This is a genomic window from Paraburkholderia megapolitana, from assembly GCF_007556815.1.
GTDB classification, from domain to species: domain Bacteria; phylum Pseudomonadota; class Gammaproteobacteria; order Burkholderiales; family Burkholderiaceae; genus Paraburkholderia; species Paraburkholderia megapolitana.
The window spans coordinates 1,906,684-1,928,181 of sequence record NZ_CP041743.1 but is presented as its reverse complement, the minus strand read 5'-3'; the positions used below and the strand labels follow the sequence as shown (position 1 = coordinate 1,928,181).

General features: G+C 59.5%; 12 protein-coding genes. 4 read left to right on the top strand and 8 right to left on the bottom strand.

Features of this window, described 5'->3' with window-relative positions:
- Positions 1–20: 20 nt before the first annotated feature.
- The 5 genes from FNZ07_RS08070 to FNZ07_RS08050 form a co-directional block, all read right to left on the bottom strand.
- Positions 21–866 carry a pirin family protein gene (locus tag FNZ07_RS08070; RefSeq protein ID WP_091015324.1) on the bottom strand — a complete coding sequence of 282 codons (846 nt, stop codon included), beginning with the start codon at positions 864–866 and terminating at the stop codon, positions 21–23.
- Positions 863–1,249: a DoxX family protein gene (locus FNZ07_RS08065; RefSeq protein WP_091015321.1), complete on the bottom strand. Its 387-nt coding sequence runs from the start codon at positions 1,247–1,249 to the stop codon at positions 863–865. The genes FNZ07_RS08070 and FNZ07_RS08065 overlap by 4 nt, the downstream gene beginning before the upstream one ends.
- Positions 1,250–1,656: 407 nt before the next feature.
- Positions 1,657–2,814 carry a cupin-like domain-containing protein gene (locus FNZ07_RS08060; protein ID WP_170275690.1) on the bottom strand — a complete coding sequence of 386 codons (1,158 nt, stop codon included), beginning with the start codon at positions 2,812–2,814 and terminating at the stop codon, positions 1,657–1,659.
- A 102-nt stretch (positions 2,815–2,916) separates the two neighbouring features.
- Positions 2,917–13,335 carry a non-ribosomal peptide synthetase gene (locus FNZ07_RS08055; RefSeq protein WP_170275689.1) on the bottom strand — a complete coding sequence of 3,473 codons (10,419 nt, stop codon included), beginning with the start codon at positions 13,333–13,335 and terminating at the stop codon, positions 2,917–2,919.
- 702 nt (positions 13,336–14,037) lie between these two features.
- Positions 14,038–14,541, bottom strand: a complete 504-nt coding sequence (locus FNZ07_RS08050; protein ID WP_143098114.1) for a hypothetical protein — start codon at positions 14,539–14,541, stop codon at positions 14,038–14,040.
- A 752-nt stretch (positions 14,542–15,293) separates the two neighbouring features.
- On the opposite strand from FNZ07_RS08050, the gene FNZ07_RS08045 reads away from it, so the two are divergent.
- Together FNZ07_RS08045 and FNZ07_RS34365 are read left to right on the top strand one after the other, a co-directional pair.
- Positions 15,294–16,769 carry a DHA2 family efflux MFS transporter permease subunit gene (locus FNZ07_RS08045; RefSeq protein WP_091015313.1) on the top strand — a complete coding sequence of 492 codons (1,476 nt, stop codon included), beginning with the start codon at positions 15,294–15,296 and terminating at the stop codon, positions 16,767–16,769.
- A gap of 426 nt (positions 16,770–17,195) precedes the next feature.
- Complete coding sequence (locus tag FNZ07_RS34365) at positions 17,196–17,486, top strand: MbcA/ParS/Xre antitoxin family protein (protein ID WP_322788652.1); 291 nt, start codon at positions 17,196–17,198, stop codon at positions 17,484–17,486.
- Positions 17,487–18,222: 736 nt separating this feature from the next.
- On the opposite strand, the gene FNZ07_RS08035 is transcribed toward FNZ07_RS34365, so the two are convergent.
- Together FNZ07_RS08035 and FNZ07_RS08030 are read right to left on the bottom strand one after the other, a co-directional pair.
- Complete coding sequence (locus FNZ07_RS08035; RefSeq protein ID WP_281250576.1) at positions 18,223–18,681, bottom strand: DUF892 family protein; 459 nt, start codon at positions 18,679–18,681, stop codon at positions 18,223–18,225.
- Positions 18,682–18,790: 109 nt separating this feature from the next.
- A complete protein-coding gene (locus FNZ07_RS08030) occupies positions 18,791–19,927 on the bottom strand; it encodes a sensor histidine kinase (RefSeq protein ID WP_177228303.1) in 1,137 nt (378 codons plus the stop codon).
- Between the two features lie 280 nt (positions 19,928–20,207).
- On the opposite strand from FNZ07_RS08030, the gene FNZ07_RS08025 reads away from it, so the two are divergent.
- On the top strand, positions 20,208–20,384 hold the full coding sequence (locus FNZ07_RS08025; protein WP_091015307.1) for a CsbD family protein: 177 nt from the start codon (positions 20,208–20,210) through the stop codon (positions 20,382–20,384).
- A 112-nt stretch (positions 20,385–20,496) separates the two neighbouring features.
- Entirely contained in the window at positions 20,497–20,691 is a 195-nt protein-coding gene (locus tag FNZ07_RS08020; RefSeq protein ID WP_091015305.1) for a hypothetical protein, read from the top strand.
- 307 nt (positions 20,692–20,998) lie between these two features.
- Here FNZ07_RS08020 and FNZ07_RS08015 read toward each other — a convergent pair whose 3' ends face one another.
- Complete coding sequence (locus FNZ07_RS08015; RefSeq protein WP_091015302.1) at positions 20,999–21,445, bottom strand: type II toxin-antitoxin system HicB family antitoxin; 447 nt, start codon at positions 21,443–21,445, stop codon at positions 20,999–21,001.
- Between the last annotated feature and the right edge of the window lie 53 nt (positions 21,446–21,498).

The following is a 21,498-nucleotide window of genomic DNA, read 5'->3' as shown; positions in this document are numbered from 1 at the left end:
CATTCCCCCTGCCGCCCACTTCACGCGAGACGCCCCGCCTCGCGCAGATGCTTGCCGATGCGTTGTATGCGCCCCTCGCCTTCGCGCAATGCCTCGGCACTCGTGTGTACGGAGTAATAGCCGAGCACCAGATCGTGCGGGTGCTTAACCGCGGAACCCAGCACAAATTCGGTGTCGACTTCAGCATGGAAGTCAATGGCTTCAGTCGACTCGTCGAAGACGGCGAGCACCCCGGAATCCAACGACTCGGGCGCGGAAAGCCGCCCCTTGCCGACGGCTGCCCATGCGACGGTTTGCCCATCGGGCGGTTGAAATTGCCACCGTTCCCCCGCGCTTAATTTCACCGCCATGTAGGTCATAGGAGAAGCTGTACGGATCGGGCTGCTTGCTGCGCCGTAGTGCCCAAGGAGCACGGCGGCCGGACCATGATGGTCGATTGCATCCGGAGACAGGTAGATGCTTTCCGCTTCTGCCAGCTCACGATCAGGCGGTAACGCAACCCACAGCTGGAAGCCGCGAACCCGTCCGGTCTCGCCGATATTGCCGCCGTGCCACGCTCCGCCGCCCGCCTGCATCCATTCCATGCCTCCTTGCGGAAGCACTCCGATCTCGCCCGACGTGTCCACGTAGTTGATACTGCCCTCCTGGACCCAGGTGATGGTCGCGATACCCGAATGCGGGTGCATGTTGAAGCTATCGCTCTTCACCGGCCCCTGCGTGTCGAAGTAATCCAGAAAGACAAAAGGTCGCAGAAACTGACCGAGATCCGATGGACTCATCAAACGGGTAACCGGACCGTGCCACTGGCCCTGAGTGCGATGAACTACCGAGCGAACCGAAGTCGGTACTTTTTCGAGCGTACTCATGTTCTCTCTCCTGCGCGCGCAAGTTCGCCGTACGGGGAGCGCAGGCTATGAGCGACGAAGGCGCTGAGCAGTGCGAGGAGTGCAGCCGGACCCGGATTGCCGCCGATAATCAACAGATGCGTCGCGAGAGCGCACACCATCGTCGCGGCAAGCAGCAGTCCGCCCAAAAAGCCGGTTCGAGGAATGAGCAGCAGTACGGCACCGGTGACTTCGACAAGACCCGTGACATACCGGAACCATTGACCGAAACCGATGTGTTCGAAAATCTGGATCATGAGCGGCACGCCGGCCAGCTTCGCCGTTCCGGCCGCACCGAATGCGAGCGCGAGAAGCAGGCGTACCGCCCACACGATTCGATTGTTGGTGGTTTTAGACAGAGCCATCAGGACTTCCTTGAGTTGATTGACACGACGGATTCATCTTTCCGATGAGCGTCATGCTACGTAGCGCGGTAACCCGCGACTAGCCGGTTAAACCGGATTTCTCTCGTCCATGAATAGATGCAATCTGTCTGCGGCTTCGTCCAGGCAGCGACGGGAGCCAATGTAGGCTCTCAGAGAACGTGTCCTTGGGCGTCGAAATTCTCAGAAAAGCCGGCTGCGTAAATTGCGTGGCCTACGATTGCGCAACTGTAGTAGCGTTGAGCTGCGCCCCCAACTGCACGCCGTAAAACCCAGGCAACTGATGCAGGTTCGCCGGCGCCGATACATCTACCTTGAATTCCTTAAAGGCCCCTTCGAATTACGTATCACTAAGGTCACTTGCTCTCACTCAGGCATCGCTTCCCGGGCTACGCCGACGACTTCATCATCGCGACCAGCGCTTCAACCTTCACGCGGTCTATCTTGGCGTCACTAAAAAACTCAGCGACCTGCGCAGCAAGCATCGGCACACCATCGATCGCAGCCCGGTCTGCGGACGACAGGTTTGCGTCAGCCGCCAGCGCCGCACAAACGGGCTGCAGATCGGCGGCCAGCGCACTCAGACGGCATCCCTGCGGTCTATCGATTGCTCGAAGATCGTCACGATTTCGCGCTGCCTCGTCGAATGCCGCCAGCGCGAGCAAGCCAGCGGTCCAGATCCTGCCGTGACTCAGAAACAGCTGCGCTCCCGTCAAAAAATCCAGCCCCGCGGGCTGCAAAAACATCGGCTTGAATCCCGCAAGTCGATCCATAGCATAGAAGTTGGGAAGTGCCCGCACCGCATTCGGCGCACCCAGTGTCTGACGTAAGTCCGGGTGCCACCAGAAGTTCACCGACACCGCGACATCCGCTGCTTGCACCTGATGCCACCAGAATGCTGGCAGAAACAGCAGCTCGCCCGCATTGATCGTGAAGCGCACCGGAGATGCATCGGCGAAATCCGGGTAGCGGGCCAGGTCGGGTTGCAGCGCGTCGACGTGCGATAGATGCGCGGTCGCCGTGTCATGGTGATGCGGATGGAGACGCTCGCTCTCGTGTGGATCGAAGATGACGAACTGCTTGCTGCCATAGAGCTGCGCAAAAAAATTGTTCGAGTAGTCGAAGTGCAGCTGGGTAGTCGTGCGTCGACCGAACCACAAGTTAATGGCCGGCCGTGACGATGCGATCCATTCCGGAACGACCAGGTTGTCGAGCAGCTCGGGCAGCACGTCCGGAATCGACTGCTGCATCACGTAGATATGATCGCCCGCGTTTTCGTCGAGCATGCGCCGCGCTGCATCGCCGAATTCGACCTCCGCCTTCTCGAACACATGCGACCTGTTGATGTCGTGAGACGCATCGAACAGATACCGCCCGTCGTGTGAGGTGCTCATCGTAACGGGCCGCGCTTTCGCTATCCGGGCAATATGCTCGGGTGCCCAGCGCTCCGCGATCTGCCAGTCTTGCAAAGCATCCGTAATGATGGTCGGTCGCCCCTGCTCGAAGAGTTCAGCGGAAAATTCGTTGCGGGTAACGCGTGCAATCATGGTGTCTCTCCTACCGGTAGTTGTTGGGTTGGGTCGCGTCATCATCGACAACGATGCGACATTCGCGATCGCCATAGCCTGCATGTGCCGCTGCCGCCCGTTTCACCAGGCGCCCTCCTTTATTGACTTGAAGATCTCATCCGCAACCCGGTCGGGCTGGGTACCGACGAAGTAGTGCTGGCCTTCCGGCAACACCGCCAGGGCCACCTTGTCCGACAGGCTCGACCATCCCCTGAACCGACGTGCATATCTTCGCGTCAGGGGATCATCCTGACTGACGATGCAAAGTATCGGAGCAGCGATCTTCCAATGCGTGCGGCGTCGCTCGTACTCGAAAGCTAGCCGGGTATCTCTGCGGAAATTACCCATCATGAAGGCGATGATTTCCGGATCGACTTCGCCGGCCACCCCGCCCCAGCGCTTCGTCAGCGCATGCAGTTTCCTGTCGCTGGTAAAACGCCAGGGGGCAGGAGCCGGCAGCGTGCGCAAAAGGCGCGGTAGCGGAAACGCGGCAGCAGCGGCAAAAAAAGCGACTTTCTGCCCGCGCTGTTCAAGCTCATGCACCAGTTCAAGAGCAAGGAAGCTGCCCACACAGTGGCCATATACCGCGATCTCGCCAGGGTCCGAAGCGAGTAGCTCGTCGGCACACGCCTGCGCCATCTGCTCGACCGACACGTAGTCTTGTGGCGCTGTGCCAAGCTCGTTGCCCGGCAGTGCAAGCGCGCGCACCGCAAGTGTCGGATCGCGCAAACACAGCGCATCGGCGAGTGGCTTGAACACGGTGGCCGAGCCGCCGGCGTAAGGTACACACACAACCGTCAGTCGCGTCTGCGCCGCGCCGCGCGCAATCACAGGCACCAGCCCGTTCGTACGATCTTCGTCACACGCAAGCAACGTCGCGAGCCCCGCGACCGTCAGTTGTCGATAGAAATCGATCTGCGAGATTTTCCTGTCGAACACGCTGCCCAGCCGGGTCAGCAATACCATCACCTTCAAGGAGTGACCGCCCAGATCGAAGAAATTATCGTGGCGACCAACCTGATCGACACCTAGCAGCTCCTGCCAGATGCGTGCGATCGCGGTTTCCGTCTCGCCATGCGGTACCTCGTAGGTCTGCGTGGTCATCGAGGACTTGTCCGGTGCCGGCAACGCACGGCGGTCCAGCTTGCCGTTCGGTGTCAACGGCAAGACATCGAGGCTGACGAATGCGCTCGGCACCATGTAATCGGCCAGTACCGCCGACAAGCGTTCGCGCAGTTCCGTCGGTGCCAGCGTCACCCCCTCGTGACTGACCACATAGCCCACCAGCTGCTTGTCGCCCGATGCGTCCTCCCGCACCAGTACCGCTGCTTCCTTCACCCCGGCGATCTGACTCAACTGCGCATCGATTTCGCCGAGTTCAATACGGAAACCGCGAATCTTCACCTGGTCGTCGTTACGCCCAAGGTATTCGATGCTGCCGTCCGCAAGCCATCGGCCCAGATCGCCAGTCCGGTACATCCGCGCCGACGGCGGCGCGCTGAACGGGTCCTGCATGAACCGCTCTGCGGTGAGGCCGGCGCGATTCAGGTAGCCGCGTGCCACACCGGCGCCACCGACGTAGATCTCGCCCGCTACGCCCACCGGTACCGGTTCACCTCGTTCATCCAGAACGTACAGGCGCAAGTCGGATAACTGTTTGCCGATCGGACTGCGGCCCGCGTGCCGTGCATCTTCCACATTCAACGCCCGATAGGTCACGTGTACCGTCGTTTCGGTGATCCCATACATGTTCACCAGTTGCGTGTTCGCGTTCTGGCGACGCGCATACCACGGCTGCAGCATCGCGGGCTCCAGCGCCTCGCCGCCGAAGATCACCTGACGCAGTCGATGCGGCCGATCGCTCTCGCCTTGTGCGGCGATCAATTGACGAAACGCGCCCGGCGTCTGGTTGAGGATCGTTACGCCCTCCTCGTGCAGCAGGCGGTAGAAGTCGTGCGGCGAACGGCTCACCTGTTTGGGAACCACGACGAGGCGTCCTCCATGCAGGAGTGCACCCCACATCTCCCATACCGAGAAGTCGAACGCAAACGAGTGAAACAGTGTCCACACGTCGTGCTCGCCGAATCCGAACTGCTGCACCGTTGCCGCGAAAAGGCGCGGCACATTACGGTGTTCGATCATCACGCCTTTCGGCTCGCCGGTGGAGCCCGACGTGTAGATGATGTAGGCCAGATGGTGCGGGCTCAGGCCCGGAACGACCGGGTTGTGGTCCGGTCCGGCGGCGAATGTGGAAGGGTCGAGTTCGATCAGCGGGACCGGGATGTCCCCAAGCACTTCACGTACACCTGCTTGTGCCAGCACCGCCACCGGTGCGCTGTCTGTCAGTACGTACGCGAGCCGCTCGCGCGGATAGGCGGGGTCGAGCGGCACATACGCGCCACCTGCCTTCAGGATTGCCAGGATACCCACCATCATCTCGATACCGCGCTCGGCGCACAGCGCCACGCGATCGTCCGGTGAGATACCGAACTCGCGCAGACGATGCGCTACCTGGTTGGCCTGTGCGTTCAGCTCGCCGTAGGTCAGCGATATCCCGTCGAACGTCACCGCAACAGCTGCCGGCGTGCGCGCGACCTGTGCCTCGAACAACTGGTGAACAGTGTGGTCCTGGTGCCATGCGGCCTCCGCGGTGTTGAAGGTCTCCAGCACCAGCAGTCGTTCGTCTGCGGGAAGGACGGTCAGTGCATGCACGGCCGTGTGCGGTGCTGTTTCCAGCGCATCGAGCAGACTCTCCAGAGCAGTGCGCATATAGCCGCCCACTCGCCGCGCGTCGATCCCGGAGACCGCCTGCACCGTCAGTTCGAACTCTTCACCGAAATCGTCTACCGACAGCACCAGCGGATAGTTCGTCCGCTCATACGCTTCCAGCATCGCGATGCCCGGCCACAGATCCTGCCCTGCATGCGCCGCTGCGCGATCGCTATGCCTGTAATTCAGCAGCGCACTGAACAACGGCACGGGCGCCGCTACGCCGCTGCAACGTTGCGCGAGCGCGAGCGATGCATGCTCGTGCTCGAGCAATGCCGCAAGCCGGACGCCCGTTTCCTTCACGGCCGCCTGCACGTCCTGCGTCCCCACGCTGACGCGCAGGGGCAAGGTATTGATGAAGAGCCCTGGCGCCCGGTCTGCTCCCGCTCCGCCCTGCATGCGCCCGAGCAATACCGTGCCGAACACCACCGTGTCGCGTCCCGACACCGCCGCGAGCACGCGGCCCCACGCAAGATGACACAGGCTCGCCGCGCTCACGCCCAGCGCCCGCGCCTGCGTGCGCATGCGCTGCGCGAGAGTACTGCCCAGCGGCAGTTTCGCCTCGGCAATGCCGCTTCCATCGCCCTGGACGTTTGTCAGTCCGAAAGGCAGCGTCGGCTCGTCCACGTCCTGCAGCATGTCGCGGAAGAACGCTTCGTGCGACGCCTCGCTCACACCGAGCTTCGCCTGCGCGACATACGTGCGATACGGTATCGCAGGGGGCAGGTGCGCCGCCTCACCGGTCAGCCACATCTGCACTTCCTTCTGCAGCACCGCCATCGCCACATGGTCCAGTACGATGTGATGGGCCATCAGCAGCGCCACCCAGCGGTCACGCACCTCGTCGTGCGCATACGCGAGCCGTATCAGCGGTGCCTCGCGGATCTCCAGCTTTGTGTGGGCCGTATCGAAGCGCGCCTGCAATTGCTGCGCAGTGTCTCCTTCGCGTGGGTTCAGCACGATTTCGTCGAGACCCAGTGGCGCTTCACGCCAAACCACCTGCACCGGCGCATCGAGTCCATCCCACGCAACCGACGTCCTCAGGATGTCGTGCCGCGCGATCACGGCTTGTAGCGCCGCGGCAAAACCGTCCAGATGCGTGCGGCTCTGCATGCTGAACACAGCATGCAGCACATACGGATCGCCCTGCGCCGTCGACAGATGGTGATACAGGATGCCTTCCTGCAACGGCGCAAGCGGGTAGATGTCCTGCACATTGGCGGCGCCACCCGGCACACCCGCGACGATCCCGTCGATCTGCTTCTGCGTCAGGCTTATCAGCGGCAGCATCTGCGGTTCGATCGCCGTGCAGCCGGCGGCGATCAGGTTCGGCGGTACGACCACCTCGACCGGTTCGCTCACGGTGCCAGCCAGTGCCGCGACCGTCGGTTTTCCGAACAGCACGCGAACATTTGTCTGGAAACCCACCTGGCGCAATCGCTCGATCAGCGTGACCGCCAGCAGCGAGTGGCCGCCGAGTTCGAAGAAGTTGTCGTGCCGCCCGACGCGTTGCAGACCGAGCAGGTCCTGCCAGATTCCGGCAATCGTGGATTCGAGCGGCCCAACGGGTGCAGCGTATTCATGGCTTATCACCGCGCTGTCATCGGGCGCGGGTAGCGCGTGACGGTCGAGCTTGCCGTTCGGTGTGAGCGGGAACGCCGCGAGACTGACGAATGCGCCAGGCACCATGTACTCGGGCAACACACTGGCGAGCTGTTCGCGCACCGCGGCGATGTCCAGTATCGCGGGCTCTTGAGGAATCAGATACGCCACCAGGCGCTGGTTGCCCGGGGTGTCCTCGCGCGCGATGACAGCGGCGTCGCGCACCTGGGGCAAGGCGGCGAGCCGGGCCTCGATCTCGCCGAGCTCAATACGAAAGCCGCGGATCTTCACCTGGAAGTCGTTGCGGCCCAGAAACTCAATGTTGCCATCGGGTAGCCAGCGCCCGAGGTCCCCGGTCCGGTACAGGCGTGCACCGGAGTGCGAGCTGAAGGGGTCACGCACAAAGCGGGTGGCGGTGAGTTCGGGGCGGTTCAGATAGCCCCGCGCGACGCCTGCCCCGCCGATGTACAGCTCACCTGCCACGCCAATCGGAACCGGATTGCCGTGGGCATCCAGAATATAGATCTGCGTGTTCGCAATCGGGCGGCCTATCGGAACAATGCCGGTCTGTACCGATGGATGGGGATAGATTGCAGCGCAGACAGTCGACTCTGTCGGCCCATATGCATTGAAAATGCTGGCGCGATCCTTTTCGAACGATGCGAGTGAATCAAGCCTGAGCGCTTCCCCCGCAGCAATGTAGGTGATACCAGGTGCGGCTGATTCTTTTGACAGAAGGCGGAGAACAGATGGCGGCAAGGTGATATGCGTAATCGCGTAGCGACGCAGGGTATCTCGCAAGGGCACCCCAGGCATGAGTTCATTGCGCGATGCCAGGCACAACGCCGCTCCGCTGCACAACGCCATGGCGATCTCGGACAAGCTCGCGTCGAAACTAAAGGACGAAAACTGCAGGACGCGACTATCTTGCTGTACGTTGAAAACGTTAGTCTGTGCGGTTACCAGATTGATGACGCCAGCATGTTCGACCATCACGCCCTTGGGGGTGCCGGTAGAGCCAGAGGTATAGATGACGTAGGCGAGATGATGTGGGTTCAGACCGAACCCTGCAGGCTCGAGGTTGTGCTCCGGTTCAGTATCCAGCACGGGAGCGTCGAGCAGGATCACGGGGGCGGTAACGCGAGGCAGTGTCGGGAGCAGCGCGCTTTGTGTGAGCAGCGCCACCGGTGAGCTGTCCTCCAGCATGAAAGCCAGCCGCCCGGCGGGATAGTCCGGGTCCAGCGGCACGTAGGCACCCCCGGCCTTGAGAATGCCCAGCAGCCCCACCACCATCTCGAAGCTGCGCTCCACGCAGATAGCCACGCGCTGATCGGGCTGCACGCCGAGCGCATGGAGGCGGTGCGCGAGCCGGTTGGCGCGCGCGTTGAGTTCGGCGTAGGTGAGCGACGTGTCTTCGTAGACGAGCGCCACGGCATGCGGGGTCGCCTGGACCTGGGCTTCGAACAGCTGATGGATGAGCGCCTCGTGCGGATACGCGGCCTCCGTAGCGTTGAACTGCACCAGCACCTGCTCGCGTTCGGCTTCGGGCAATACAGTGATATGTCCGACCGGCTCCGACGAGCCTGCCACCAGGGCCTGCAGCAGCCCCTCAAGAGCTTGCACCAGGTAGGCGGTGATGCGGGTCGCGACAATACCGCGCACGCACTGGGCAGTGAGTGAGAAATCCGCGCCCAGGTCATCCACCGACAATGCCAGGGGATAGTTGCTCCGCTCCTCGCTGCCAAGAATCCGGATACCCTCCCAGGCAAGAGTACCGGCAGCTTCTGTCATTCCAGGTGCGCTGTGCCGGTAGTTGAGTAGCGCGGTAAATAGCGGCATGGATGGCGGCACCGCGCTGCAGCGCTGCGCCAGCGTCAGCGACGCCTGCTCGTGAACGAGCAATTCGCCAAGCCGCGTATGAGTATCGAGTATGGCCTGCCGTGCAGTGACATTGCCCAGCGAGATCCTTACCGGCAGGGTGTTGATGAACATGCCCAGCACCCGGTCGGCACCGGCCGAGCCCTGCAGGCGTCCGGACAGGACCGTACCGAAGACCACGTCGTCGCGCCCGGTGCAGCATCCCAGCACCTGGGCCCACGCAACATGGAACAGCACGGCGGGCGTCACGCCCAGTTGCCGCGCGTTCTCGCGGATGCGCTGGGCCAGTTCCGGATCGAGCAACGACCGCGCCTCGTCAAGCTCGCTGCCATCGCCGCGGGTGTTCAGGAAACCGAAGGGTATGGTGGGTTCTTCAATATCGCCGAGTTGTTCACGGAAATACGCTTCGTGCTCGCCTCGCGCAATCGCTCCAGCCTGGGCGATAAAGTTGCGATAGGGCAATGGCGTGGGCAACTGCTGGCGCCGCTCCTGAAGCACGGCCTGCACCTCGCTGACCAGTAGCTCCACTGTCAGGTGATCGCAGACCAGATGATGATTGAGCAGCGCAAGCAGCCATTCCCCAGAGTGCGGATCGCACACCGCATAGGCAGCCAGCAGCGGAGCGCGGCGCAAGTCCAGACGTAGATGTCGGGGGTCCGTGTGCTTGCGCAGTGCTTCGAGTACATCGCTGGCTGCGCTTAGATCGAGCTCTTCAACCGGCAGGGGAGCGTGGCGATGCACAACCTGTACGGGCTCGGGTAGCTCGTTCCAGTAAGCGGCACTGCGCAGAATATCGTGACGATCGATAACCTCCTGCAGGGCATCCACGAATCTGTCCAGGCGTGCACGACTATCGAAGGCCAGGACCGAGCGCATGATGTAAGCATCGCCCTCGCTCTCGAGCAGATGGTGGAACAGGATGCCCTGCTGCAACGGACCCAGCGGATAGATATCCTGGATGTTGGATGCGCCCTGCGGCACCTGCTCTACAATCCGGTCGATCTGTTCCTGGCTGAGCTGGACCAGTGGCAGCATGGCCGGAGTAATGGCGGTGCTGCCTCGCGGGATGAGATTGTCGGGAACCAGAAAGACCGGTGCGGGACGGTTGCGTCCGATCAGGCTGGCCAGCGTGGCCACTGAAGAGGTGGTAAATACCGAGCGCACATCCGTATTGATGTCCTGCTGGCGCAATCGCTCGATCAGCGTGACCGCCAGCAGCGAGTGGCCGCCGAGTTCGAAGAAGTTGTCGTGCCGCCCGACGCGTTGCAGACCGAGCAGGTCCTGCCAGATTCCGGCAATGGTGGATTCGAGCGGCCCCACGGGTGCAGCGTAGACGTGGCTGATCACCGCGCTGTCGTCGGGCGCAGGCAGCGCGTGACGGTCGAGCTTGCCGTTCGGTGTAAGCGGGAACGCCGCGAGACCGACGAATGCACCAGGCACCATGTACTCGGGCAGCACACTGGCGAGCTGTTCGCGCACCGTGGCGATGTCCAGTACCGCAGGCACGTGAGGAATCAGGTACGCCACCAGGCGCTGGTTGCCCGGGGTGTCCTCGCGCGCGATGACAGCGGCGTCGCGCACCTGGGGCAAGGCGGCGAGCCGGGCCTCGATCTCGCCGAGCTCGATACGAAAGCCGCGGATCTTCACCTGGAAGTCGTTGCGCCCCAGGAACTCGATGTTGCCATCGGGTAGCCAGCGCCCGAGGTCCCCGGTCCGGTACAGGCGTGCGCCGGAGTGCGAGCTGAAGGGGTCACGCACAAAACGGGCGGCGGTGAGTTCCGGGCGGTACAGGTAGCCGCGCGCCACCTGTACCCCGCCGATATGGATTTCTCCCGCCACACCGATCGGAACCGGATTGCCGTGGGCATCCAGAATATAGATCTGCGTGTTCGCAACCGGCCGGCCAATTGGAACGATGCCGGCATAGATTCCCGGGCGGCAATGCCAGGCGGTGACGTCAACGGCTGCTTCCGTCGGGCCGTACAGATTATGCAGTTCGACCCCGGGGAGCACTTCCGCGGTACGCAGTTGCAAGGTAGAAGATAGCGCTTCGCCACTGGCGAGCAGACACCTCAGCGGGAAGTCGCGACCCACACGGACCTGTGCCAGGAACAGCTGCAGCATCGAAGGGACAAAGTGGGCGATGCTAATACCCCGCGCCTGGATAAGCCCGGCAAGGTATTGGGAATCCTTGTGTCCATGCGGTCTGGCGAGCACCAGCTGGGCGCCCGAGAGCAACGGAAGGAAGACCTCCCAGACAGAAACGTCAAAACTTAGTGAGGTCTTCTGAAGAACGCGATCCTGCGGGCCGACGGTGTACTCGCTGCGTGCCCAGTGCAACCGGTTGACAACGCCACCATGCTCGTTCATCACGCCCTTGGGGGTGCCGGTCGAGCCGGAGGTATAGATGACGTAGGCGAGATGATGTGGGTTGAGACCGAGCCCTGCAGGCTCGAGGTTGTGCTCCGGTTCGGTGTCCAGCACCGGAGTGTCGAGCAGAATCACGGGGGCGGTAACGCGAGGCAGTGCCGGAAGCAGCGCGCTTTGCGTGAGCAGCGCCACCGGTGAGCTGTCCTCCAGCATGAAGGCCAGCCGCCCGGCGGGATAGTCCGGGTCCAGCGGCACGTAGGCACCTCCGGCCTTGAGAATACCCAGCAGCCCCACGACCATCTCGAAGCCTCGCTCCACGCAGATAGCCACGCGCTGATCGGGCTGCACGCCGAGCGCATGGAGGCGGTGCGCGAGCCGGTTGGCGCGTGCGTTGAGTTCGACGTAGGTGAGCGACGTGTCTTCGTAGACGAGCGCCACGGCATGCGGGGTAGCCTGCACCTGGGCTTCGAACAGCTGATGGATGAGCGCCTCGCGCGGGTACTCGGTGTCCGTAGCGTTGAACCGCACCAGCACCTGCTTACGTTCCGCTTCGTTCAACAGGGGCAATCGATCTACCGGTATCTCCGGGTTCCTTAACCCTGCCTCCAGGATGCGGGATACGCCTCTAAAAAGATCCCTTATCTGGATTGCCTCGAAATACTTTAGATCGAACGCTATATTTATCTTGACCCTGTCGGCGCCGGCCATCTCCTCCACTGCGGAAATAGCTAGCGGCGTTTCCGCTATCAGGTTTGGGAATCTGATGAATTGAGCAGACGCACCATCAAAATTCAGACCCTCGCCTCGATGCTCATAAGAAAAAATGACATCGTAGATTTTTCTGAGTCGAGATCCCGGGAGATGTATTTTTTTATAAAACTGGTCCGCGGAGAATTTTCTGAATTTATAATCTTCACGCAGAATTTCTTTTACGCAGGAAATTACATACAAAAAAGAAGCTTCCGGGGAAATATTGAATCTTGAAGGAATCAGATTTAAAAACAGTCCAATTGCCGAGGACTTCTCGCTACCCCATCGGTCGACGACCGGAATTCCCAGAACAATATCTGACTTTTTATTTGTTATGGATAGATATACATAAAACGCAGCCAGTATGATATTGTATTTTGAGTGTTTATGATTTTGAGAGAAATTTTCCACCTGAGAAAAAATACTTTCCTCCATGACAAAACTTAATGAATCGTACCCGGATCTGGTTTTGTCAGAATTGCTGGCGACTCCAAAAAAAGCTTCTGGAGGGGTGGCGTATTTATTAATCCAATATTCTTGATTTTTTAAAAATTCCGAGGTCTTGGCAAAATTATCTTCCTGCGCTGTAAAATTTAAAAAAGAAGAAGCTACAGCGGAGTGCGGGCGATTATTATACTCGTTGCAGAGATCTCTAGCTATCACACCCATGGACCATCCATCACTAATTAAATGATGGATACGGAGCACAAGATAGAACAAATCACTCTTTATTTTTAATAATGTAACGTCCAGCAACGGCCAGTCGAACCAGAATATCTTGGTTCGCAATTTCTTGTTAACCCACTCGATAGCTTCACTTTCAGGGTTTGATGCCTGCGTAAAATCGAGCATCGACATGGGGATGTTCGTACTAGATGAGATCTCTTGCCGGGGTAGCGAATGTTCTGATGTAGGCGGTAATATACGAATACGCAGCGCATCATGGCGCATGACGATTTTATCGAAAGCCTTGCTCAATCGAGCCGCTTCCACTACACCTTCAATGCGTAAATGACCGCCGATTGTATACGCCAAAGACTCACTATTAATTTCCTCGTCAAGCCATATATCCCTTTGAGCCGATGAGAGTGGATATATGGCAGATCCGCTTTCGTGATCGATGTAATTCATGAAAAATCTCTCAATTTGGGACTGCCGATGCTTCGCGCAATCCATTCCTGTACAGGGGCACGCCCTTGTTCATCAAAGTCGCATAAGAAGCATCAAGATTCGGTCCTTCGTCCGGATGGGACATGCCACGCAAAAGGCATAATCTGTTCTAGCGAATCATTCGGGATCGCGAACGGCAAGATTTGACTTGTTTTGCGACGTTTGTCCGGCAAACGATTGACTATTCTCGTGACCTTCGACGATGTGGTGACACGCGTTCTCATGCAATACCCAGAGAACCATCGTACTGCATCGGTTCAGCAGGCGATGTCAGATGTTTCTGGGACAAACATCACGAGGCAAGCCAGATTTAGTGCGCATCAATGTCAAATGAATCTGATGCCGGATGACTCGCTAGAACGCGTTATGCAGATTTTGCGAAGCCGCTCACCCACGCCGAACGACAACCGCTCCGTTACCTGGTAACGATTCATGGTCATGTTCATATATCGGACGAGCATGCGTCGCCATTTCGATTACCTGCCACGTAATTGATGATTCGAGGCATGTCGATAAACTAGCCAGCATCTACCGCGGGTAGATATTCCCTGGATATCCGGGGCGACGAAGCACGGAATTGTTTTCGGTAGTCTTAACGCGCTTTAACTCCGCATCATGTAACGAAGCCGGGCCTCGATCATCTCAGGAAGTCGCGACATCGCGCTATCGGGTCGCGGCCATCATCCCAAGCGCAATGAACGTCAGAATCAAGACGACTTGCGTGATCGCGAACGATGGAACAGCAAACGCTGCGGCACGCTGCTCCACCCGCAGCGGCGGGTGGGCAAGCGAAGGAGTCACTTGCCTGAGTGTCGGCAAGAACTGGAACGCCGCGACCACGCCGGCAAACACATTCAGATAGAGAGCCGCGACGCTGCTCGCGAGATATGCGGGCTTCCATATCCCCACCAAACCGCGCATGTAGATTGCGAATAACGCGAGCGTCAGCAAAGGAAGCGAGATCACGGCGAGCACATCGGCGGGTCCGAAAGACGTCGAAGGAATCGCCAGGCCACTGGCACTGGTGAACACTGTGGTAGCGAGAAACAGTGCTATCCATCGGGGAAGTCTGGTTCTGCAAGCCATGCCCACCAGCGCGACCACACCAGAGACTATTCCAGTGAGACTGACTGCAACGTGCACGGCACCCAATGTCGAGATTGACATGTCACGGACTCCAGAATGAACTACCCCACAGCAGGCTGTGGGGAACCTCAAAGCAGCACGATTAACTTGAAGAAAACGAGAAAACTCCTGGGAGAGAACGACCAGCCAGGGCCGGCCGTTTGCTGACCTCAGGGCTGCCACGCGTGCGACTGGAAGACCTCTTCCAGCGGCGGCTGCGTGACGCTCGCCGTGTAGTTCGTCATGGTCGATGAGAGCCATGACACAACACAGAAATCCTGGCGAGGGGTGTCAAGCTCAACAATTACATGTGAGGTAATAGCCAGCCTCACTGCGAACGCGGCTAGAGCGATCGACTACATCCCGCTATTCATCACAATTCCTTCGCAGGTAATAGACCTGCGATAGCGTCTACCCCAACGTAGGCTTTGAAGGAACACATACACCGGGAAAATCCCTTCACGTTTTCGATCCGATCGACTTTCAGACGTCGAGACTTTCTGGTGCCAAATTGACAAAGCCATGGCGTCGGATACGATGAGCCCGACGAAGGAGGGAAGGGTTTCATGCTGGCACTGCGCTATCCAATCGTTGCCGATGCGGAACGCATTTTTGCTGACCTCACCGAGGGCAGCAAGGTCACCATGCCGTTGCAAAGAACCTTCTGAGCCGAACCGTTTGGCATGGCGGTCGATCGCGTCGGTACCTCGTGGGCAGCCAACGGTGTGCCGGTCGCGCCCGAAGCGCTGTGCAAATAATCGTAGGCGTCACACACAAAACGTAGGAGCAACTGCATGACCCACAATATAGAGGGCCGTAAGCGCTGGCTCGCGCTCATCGTGCTCTGTCTCGGCGTGCTGATGATCGTGCTCGACACGACCATCGTCAATGTCGCACTGCCGTCGATCGCGGCCGATCTCGGCTTCTCCGAGACCTCGCTTGTGTGGGTTGTGAATGCGTACATGCTGACGTTTGGCGGCTTTCTGCTGCTCGGCGGGCGCCTCGGCGACCTGTATGGGCACCGCAGGCTGTTTCTCGGCGGCATCGTGTTGTTTACGGTTGCGTCGCTTGCATGTGGACTTTCGAACTCGCAGGTGCTGCTGGTCTGTGCGCGCGCTGTGCAGGGGTTGGGTGGTGCGGTGGTGTCCGCAGTGTCGCTGTCGTTGATCATGAATCTGTTCACCGAACCCGCCGAACGTGCGAAAGCGATGGGTGTCTACGGCTTCGTGTGCGCGGGCGGCGGCAGCATCGGTGTGCTGCTCGGCGGACTGCTGACCAACGTGCTCAACTGGCACTGGATCTTCCTCGTCAATCTGCCCATCGGCATCGCGGTCTACGCGCTGTGTATCGGCCTGTTGCCCGACGGCCGCGGCCATGCGGAAGGTGAAAAGCTCGACGTGGCCGGTGCCGCAACCGTGACGGTGTCGCTGATGCTCGCGGTCTATGCGATCGTCAACGGCAACGAGGCAGGCTGGACCTCTGCACAGACGCTCGGACTGCTGGCCGTCGCTGTCGTGCTGTTTGCTGCGTTCCTGTTGATCGAGGCACGCGTACAGCATCCGCTGATGCCGCTCGGCCTGTTTCGTAAGCGCAACGTTGCGGTGACCAATGTGGGCGCTGTGCTATGGGCCGCAGCGATGTTCGCGTGGTTCTTCATTTCTGCGTTGTATCTGCAGCGCGTACTCGGTTACCTGCCGATGCAGGTCGGCCTCGCCTTCCTTCCGGCCAACGTGATCATGGCGCTTTTCTCGCTGGGTCTGTCAGCAAAACTCGTGATGCGTTTCGGTATCCGGATACCGCTCGCCGTTGGGCTCGGTACCGCTGCCGTGGGTCTGTTGCTATTTGCTCGCGCACCGCTCGATGGACAGTTCGTTGTTGATGTCTTGCCAGGCATGCTCCTCCTCGGCTTCGGTGCCGGGGTTGCGTTCAACCCGATGCTGCTCGCCGCCATGAGCGACATCGAGCCAGGCGAGTCGGGTCTTGCTTCGGGTATGGTCAACACCTCGTTCATGATGGGCGGCGCACTCGGTCTCGCCGTGCTCGCGAGTCTTGCTGCTGCGCGCAGTGAGACGCTCGCAGCAGCGCACGTGCAGGAAGTGGTCGCGCTAAACAGCGGTTATCACGTAGCGTTTGTGTTCGGCGCGGTGTTTGCAGCACTCGCAGCGCTGTTGGGTGGGTTCTTTCTGCGCGTCGGCACACACGCAGGCGCACCCGACGCCGCGCACGGTGCGCGGACCGGTGAAACCAGTTCGGCTACCGGCAATACCTGATGTGCGCGGCAAAGCATTTCGCGTGCGCTTCATCTGAGTACCCGCGCGATTAACCCTGCCACCCGCCACATTGTAGGCTCTCAGAAAAGCTGTCATCGGAGCCTCATACAAATCAATGACCTGGACACCTTTTCTGAAACGACCGCATGCCGCTCGTCTCAGAGAAAGTGTCCTTGGGCATTGAAATTCTCAGAAAAGCTGGCTGCGTAAGTTGTGTGACCGGCGATCACGCAACAGTAGTAGCGTTGAGGTTCGCCCCCAACTGCACGCCGCAAGAATCCAGGCAATTGATGCAGGTTCGCCGGCACCGATACATCTGCCTCGGATTCCTTGAAAGCCCCTTCGAGCGTCGATGCAGGCCAGGGGATGGGGAGAAGGGGCTAGAAAACTGCGAGTGAGCCAGAGCGCGGGCCATGTAACGACGAAATGTGTGAGGACACGATGGCAAAGGCACACGACTCTGGCAAGACACCACTATCAGCTCAGGACGAGGTACCGGCAGAAGTAATGGAGGCGCTAGTCGCGCTGGTCCAGCGGATGGTTGCAGAGTCTGGCGATCCGATCGGATTTGACGCCAGACAGTGGCTGAACCGGTGGCTGCGTGGACCCGTTCCGGCACTCGGTGGGCGTTTGCCTGTCGAATTTCTTCATACGCCGGACGGGGTTGTTCAGATAACTCGCATTCTCGCAGGCATGCAAACCGGAGCCTATCAATAGAAATGCGAACCGCTCCGGGAACCATGGAGGCCGGTCAGTTTAGGTTCATGCAGGAGCAACAGCGACATTGCGTAGTTGCTGACAGTACTTGCCTCAACTTCGGCGTGCTGCATATGGCCGGCCGGTTGCATCAGTGATGGTGATTGCACCACATTGCCCATTCCAGCATGGCCGGTTCGACGGAGTTACGTGCCTTCCAAGGGAGTCGTCAATGAATCGGCGCCCCTGTACACGCATCGACCGCTTCAGCCAGCGTGAATTGTAGCTAGCGCCACGCACGCAGCGGACGGTCGCCTCGTCGGTCAACAGGCCTACATATCAGCCGAGCAGTACAGTTAGCTCGTCGGGAAAGCTGGCTGGTATGGGACTGCTGTTGCGGAAGGGAAACCCGTTTTCACGGGGTAGGTTTGGGTCGCAAATGCAGTCATTAAGATAAGAATAGTTATCTTAACAGTCACGTTTCCAACACTGTGAATGCATGCAAGACACCACACCGGGCCGACTATCGTAGCAAAGTGATTCCAGAGCTTGACGACTCCAGCGTGAAACGCTTGAGCCAGTACATGATCGTCGTGTCCCACCGTGACCTTCTTTGGGGCGTACGTCAGCGCCTGACCGCGCCAGATCTTCGTCTCAGCGTGGTCTCGAGAGCTGTGCACGTACACACAGACACTCCCCCAGATCGCACCACGTCCCCGTGCATTGCTCTAATTCGAACGGGACGTGGACCTCGGCCCTACCGATCCAGCCGATCTCGCAACCAGGCCGCCGCAATCGACTTCTGGGACAAAACCGCGTCACAGATGAGCCGTGTTTCAAAAAAGCCCCCGGCCTCTGCCAGCGCAACTAGCGACGTTTGCGTAGCGATCTCGCGGGTTATCTCGTCGTAAAGGCGTTCGAGATCCGCGCGCTCGCTTTCAGGCGGTCTACCGAGCCTGGCTTCAGGAATAGCGGGGATATCCTCCATGGACATCTGGGTATCATCCTCGTTCCCGGCCCCGTTTATTCGCTCGATGCAGCTAGCCATCTGCATACGATGTTCAAGCGTCTCTCTCAGGCTGGTTGCAATATGCGACGCAAGCTCCGTATCGTGAACAGGGCCGGTATTGAGCTTTCTCAGCAGCCGTTCGGCATCGAACTCCATGGCATGGGCGCTACCTAGTAGAGACAATAGATCCCGCCTTTCGTTACTCACCTCTAGCTCCCACTGCTGAAACGTTCTTCTGATAGCCCAGATGCAGGGGACCCCCGCATCTGTGCCTCAATGGAAAAGTGCGGAGCAAAAACATCAATGACCGCAGCGCTCATTCCGTCTCATTTGCATATCGAGGCAAGGTGATCGTGAAGACGCAGCCTGTGTCAGGTATATTCCGGACGCTGAGAACGCCGCCGTTTGCCTCGACGCCGTGCCTCGCCATCGAGAGCCCCAGCCCCACGCCGCTCCTGTCCTCGCTATTCTGCACGAAGGGCAGAAACATCTTTTCTGCACTGCCGGGTGGAAGACCGCCACAGTGATCCCTCACGTCGATCAGGATATGATCCGCCAAAGCATAGGCATTCAGCGTGACCTCAGTGTGATGGTGCGTGAACTTGAACGCGTTTTGTAGCAGACCGGCTACTGCCGAATACAGCTGGTCGCGGTCCCCGTGGATCGCAAGCCCTGGGTCCACCTTGGAAACCGTTAGCTGCGATCCGCGAATCTGAGCCGCAAGGTCAGCGGCAATTCTCACTTCCGCGATGAAGTCTGCGACAGAAAAAGTCCTGGGCCGCAAGGAAGTGCCGGCTGCGACGCGCACTTCATCCATCGATTGATCGATCAAATTTCTCAACTCTCCCAGGCTCCGCTCCAGAACCGCTCCCGTCGCACCAGACAGGCTCAGGTTTCCGGTTTTCACTGCCGTAAAAGCGAGCGTAGCCGTTTGAAGACGGCTACGTAGTTCGTGTGCGAACACTCCCAATTGCTCATTCGCCTCGCTGGCTTGCCTGTCCGCGATAGCAAGGTCGTGCTGATAGCTGAATTCGGTGACTGCATCGGCAATTGCATTGTCCAGACAACGATTGAGCGTGCGAAATTCGTCAATCAGAAATGGCGCATCGCGTTCGTACGCGAGATCCGTAATGGCCTGGCACAGGTCGCCATAATCGTGAACGACCTGGTCCACCGAGAACCCGAGCGTCAGCAACTCCCGTCCGTGCAGAGCAGCTGTCTTGCCAATCTCGGATGAAGATGCGCCACCGCCCGAAGGGCCAGAAATGCCGCGGCTATCCATCGGCTTCGCTGTCTGTTCTGTCCGCAGCGTCGCGATGAGCTGCTCCAGAAACAGTGGCACACCATTCTGAAGCTGCATCGCCGTTGCCTTCCGCGCGGGCCGCTGCGCGACCTTTACCCGGCAGCGCTCTATCAATTCATGGCGATTGTTCGCCAAAAAAACGTGCATCATGAATGTCCCCCGAACATCGGTTCACAACATTTACACAAACGGCGGTGGTGGAGGCCGGACATGGTGACAAGGCTCTTGTACAAGAATATCGGACCGTTTCGATCCAGGCGCGTGGCTCACGCAACGATGTTACGCCCTCTGCGCGTTCCGGTACGCCCGTCAAATACAGAGAGCGCACGACAAAATAACGCTGCGTCCGCCGCCGTACCGACAGTGGCACCGTCGGACGTCACACTGCTGTGAACGCATCCGCGTTGAATGACGCTCCAGGAGTCAAACGATGAACAACGACCAGATGCAGGGTTGGATCAAGGAAATGACCGGCCGTCTGAGGTCGGGTATCGGCAAAGCCATCGGAGATCGGACCGTCACATGGAAGGGTCGCGTGGAACAGGTGATCGGCAAGACTCAGGCGTCCTATGGCGACGCCAGGGCACGTCTCAAGAAACGATTGTGAACAGACCCATCAACAACCCCACTGCGAACTGAACGCGCAATCCAATGATCGCTACCGGACAGACATAAAAGTCGCATTCGCTCCATGATGAGTTCAGTCCGAGGAGGTCATCATGGACATCTCACTTTCCCCCGAAGCAATCTGGTCGCTCAAATCGTTCGATCACATTCCAGACTCGCAAGCGACGCTCCCACGCCCTGTCGCCGACGAACTGTTGACGTGCGGGCTCGCGTACGAGTCACGCCTGGGCGGCGCTATCAATATGACGGCCGCAGGCAGGCGGTGGCTGACCCGGCACACGGAGTAGCACGGCCGCTCCGGGCGAGCGTCCGCAGGATGACTGCGTCCGGCTATACCGGCTCCGGTACAGCGGGCTCGACGCTCGGTGCCTTACTGGCAGGCTCTGGAAGGCGCGGGGCGGGCCGATATCGCCACTTGGTCGCAGCAGGATCGTTATGGGTAGCGTCCTGTTTGCGCTGCTCCGCCCGCACTTCATCGGCATGGCCATATTCCGCGCGCCGGTCCCGGGTTTGATTGTGTGCATCCAATAGATTTGGCATAAAACCTTCTGTCATCGCGTGCGATAGAGCTCAAAATCTGCCACTGATTGCTCTCTATGTCAGTAAAGCGAGCCTTGTTTTGAATTGCTTCTGTGCCCCCTCCACACCCGTGTATCTCATCTCACGCAGGCAAGCGAGCGCGATGAATGCGCTCCTTGTCATGCGATGTGCGAGCGCCGTCGCCTCGACATCCCGCAGCACGCTCCTGCTCATACTGAGTTGAATACTGACCGCGCGCGATACGACCCGTGAGAGGTCGATATCGACAAACAGCCACAGTCCTTTGCCATCGTCCATGTCGAGCGTCTGTAGTGCCGACGTGTCGTGGGTGGGTGCCGGAATGAGTTGCTCGCTTCGGTGGTACATCCGCTGCACGACGTCCTGTGCATTGCGCTCCAGCTCGCCGAACGCGTCCGCATGAACATCGGCATCGGGAAGATCGGGGAAATGGCCGCGATAGCCCCCGCCGGCCTGTCGATGAATATAGAGTGGATATTGCATAGCGCCCTCCGAAGTTGCGCAACGCGAACTATCGCCAGGTACGGATCGTGCGC

Excerpts from the sequence above, each read along its gene's own strand:
- FNZ07_RS08070 (WP_091015324.1), bottom strand. The coding sequence starts at position 866 with ATGAGTACGCTCGAAAAAGTACCGACTTCGGTTCGCTCGGTAGTTCAT.
- FNZ07_RS08065 (WP_091015321.1), bottom strand. The coding sequence starts at position 1,249 with ATGGCTCTGTCTAAAACCACCAACAATCGAATCGTGTGGGCGGTACGC.
- FNZ07_RS08060 (WP_170275690.1), bottom strand. The coding sequence starts at position 2,814 with ATGATTGCACGCGTTACCCGCAACGAATTTTCCGCTGAACTCTTCGAG.
- FNZ07_RS08055 (WP_170275689.1), bottom strand. The coding sequence starts at position 13,335 with ATGAATTACATCGATCACGAAAGCGGATCTGCCATATATCCACTCTCA.
- FNZ07_RS08050 (WP_143098114.1), bottom strand. The coding sequence starts at position 14,541 with ATGTCAATCTCGACATTGGGTGCCGTGCACGTTGCAGTCAGTCTCACT.
- FNZ07_RS08045 (WP_091015313.1), top strand. The coding sequence starts at position 15,294 with ATGACCCACAATATAGAGGGCCGTAAGCGCTGGCTCGCGCTCATCGTG.
- FNZ07_RS34365 (WP_322788652.1), top strand. The coding sequence starts at position 17,196 with ATGTGTGAGGACACGATGGCAAAGGCACACGACTCTGGCAAGACACCA.
- FNZ07_RS08030 (WP_177228303.1), bottom strand. The coding sequence starts at position 19,927 with ATGATGCACGTTTTTTTGGCGAACAATCGCCATGAATTGATAGAGCGC.
- FNZ07_RS08025 (WP_091015307.1), top strand. The coding sequence starts at position 20,208 with ATGAACAACGACCAGATGCAGGGTTGGATCAAGGAAATGACCGGCCGT.
- FNZ07_RS08020 (WP_091015305.1), top strand. The coding sequence starts at position 20,497 with ATGGACATCTCACTTTCCCCCGAAGCAATCTGGTCGCTCAAATCGTTC.
- FNZ07_RS08015 (WP_091015302.1), bottom strand. The coding sequence starts at position 21,445 with ATGCAATATCCACTCTATATTCATCGACAGGCCGGCGGGGGCTATCGC.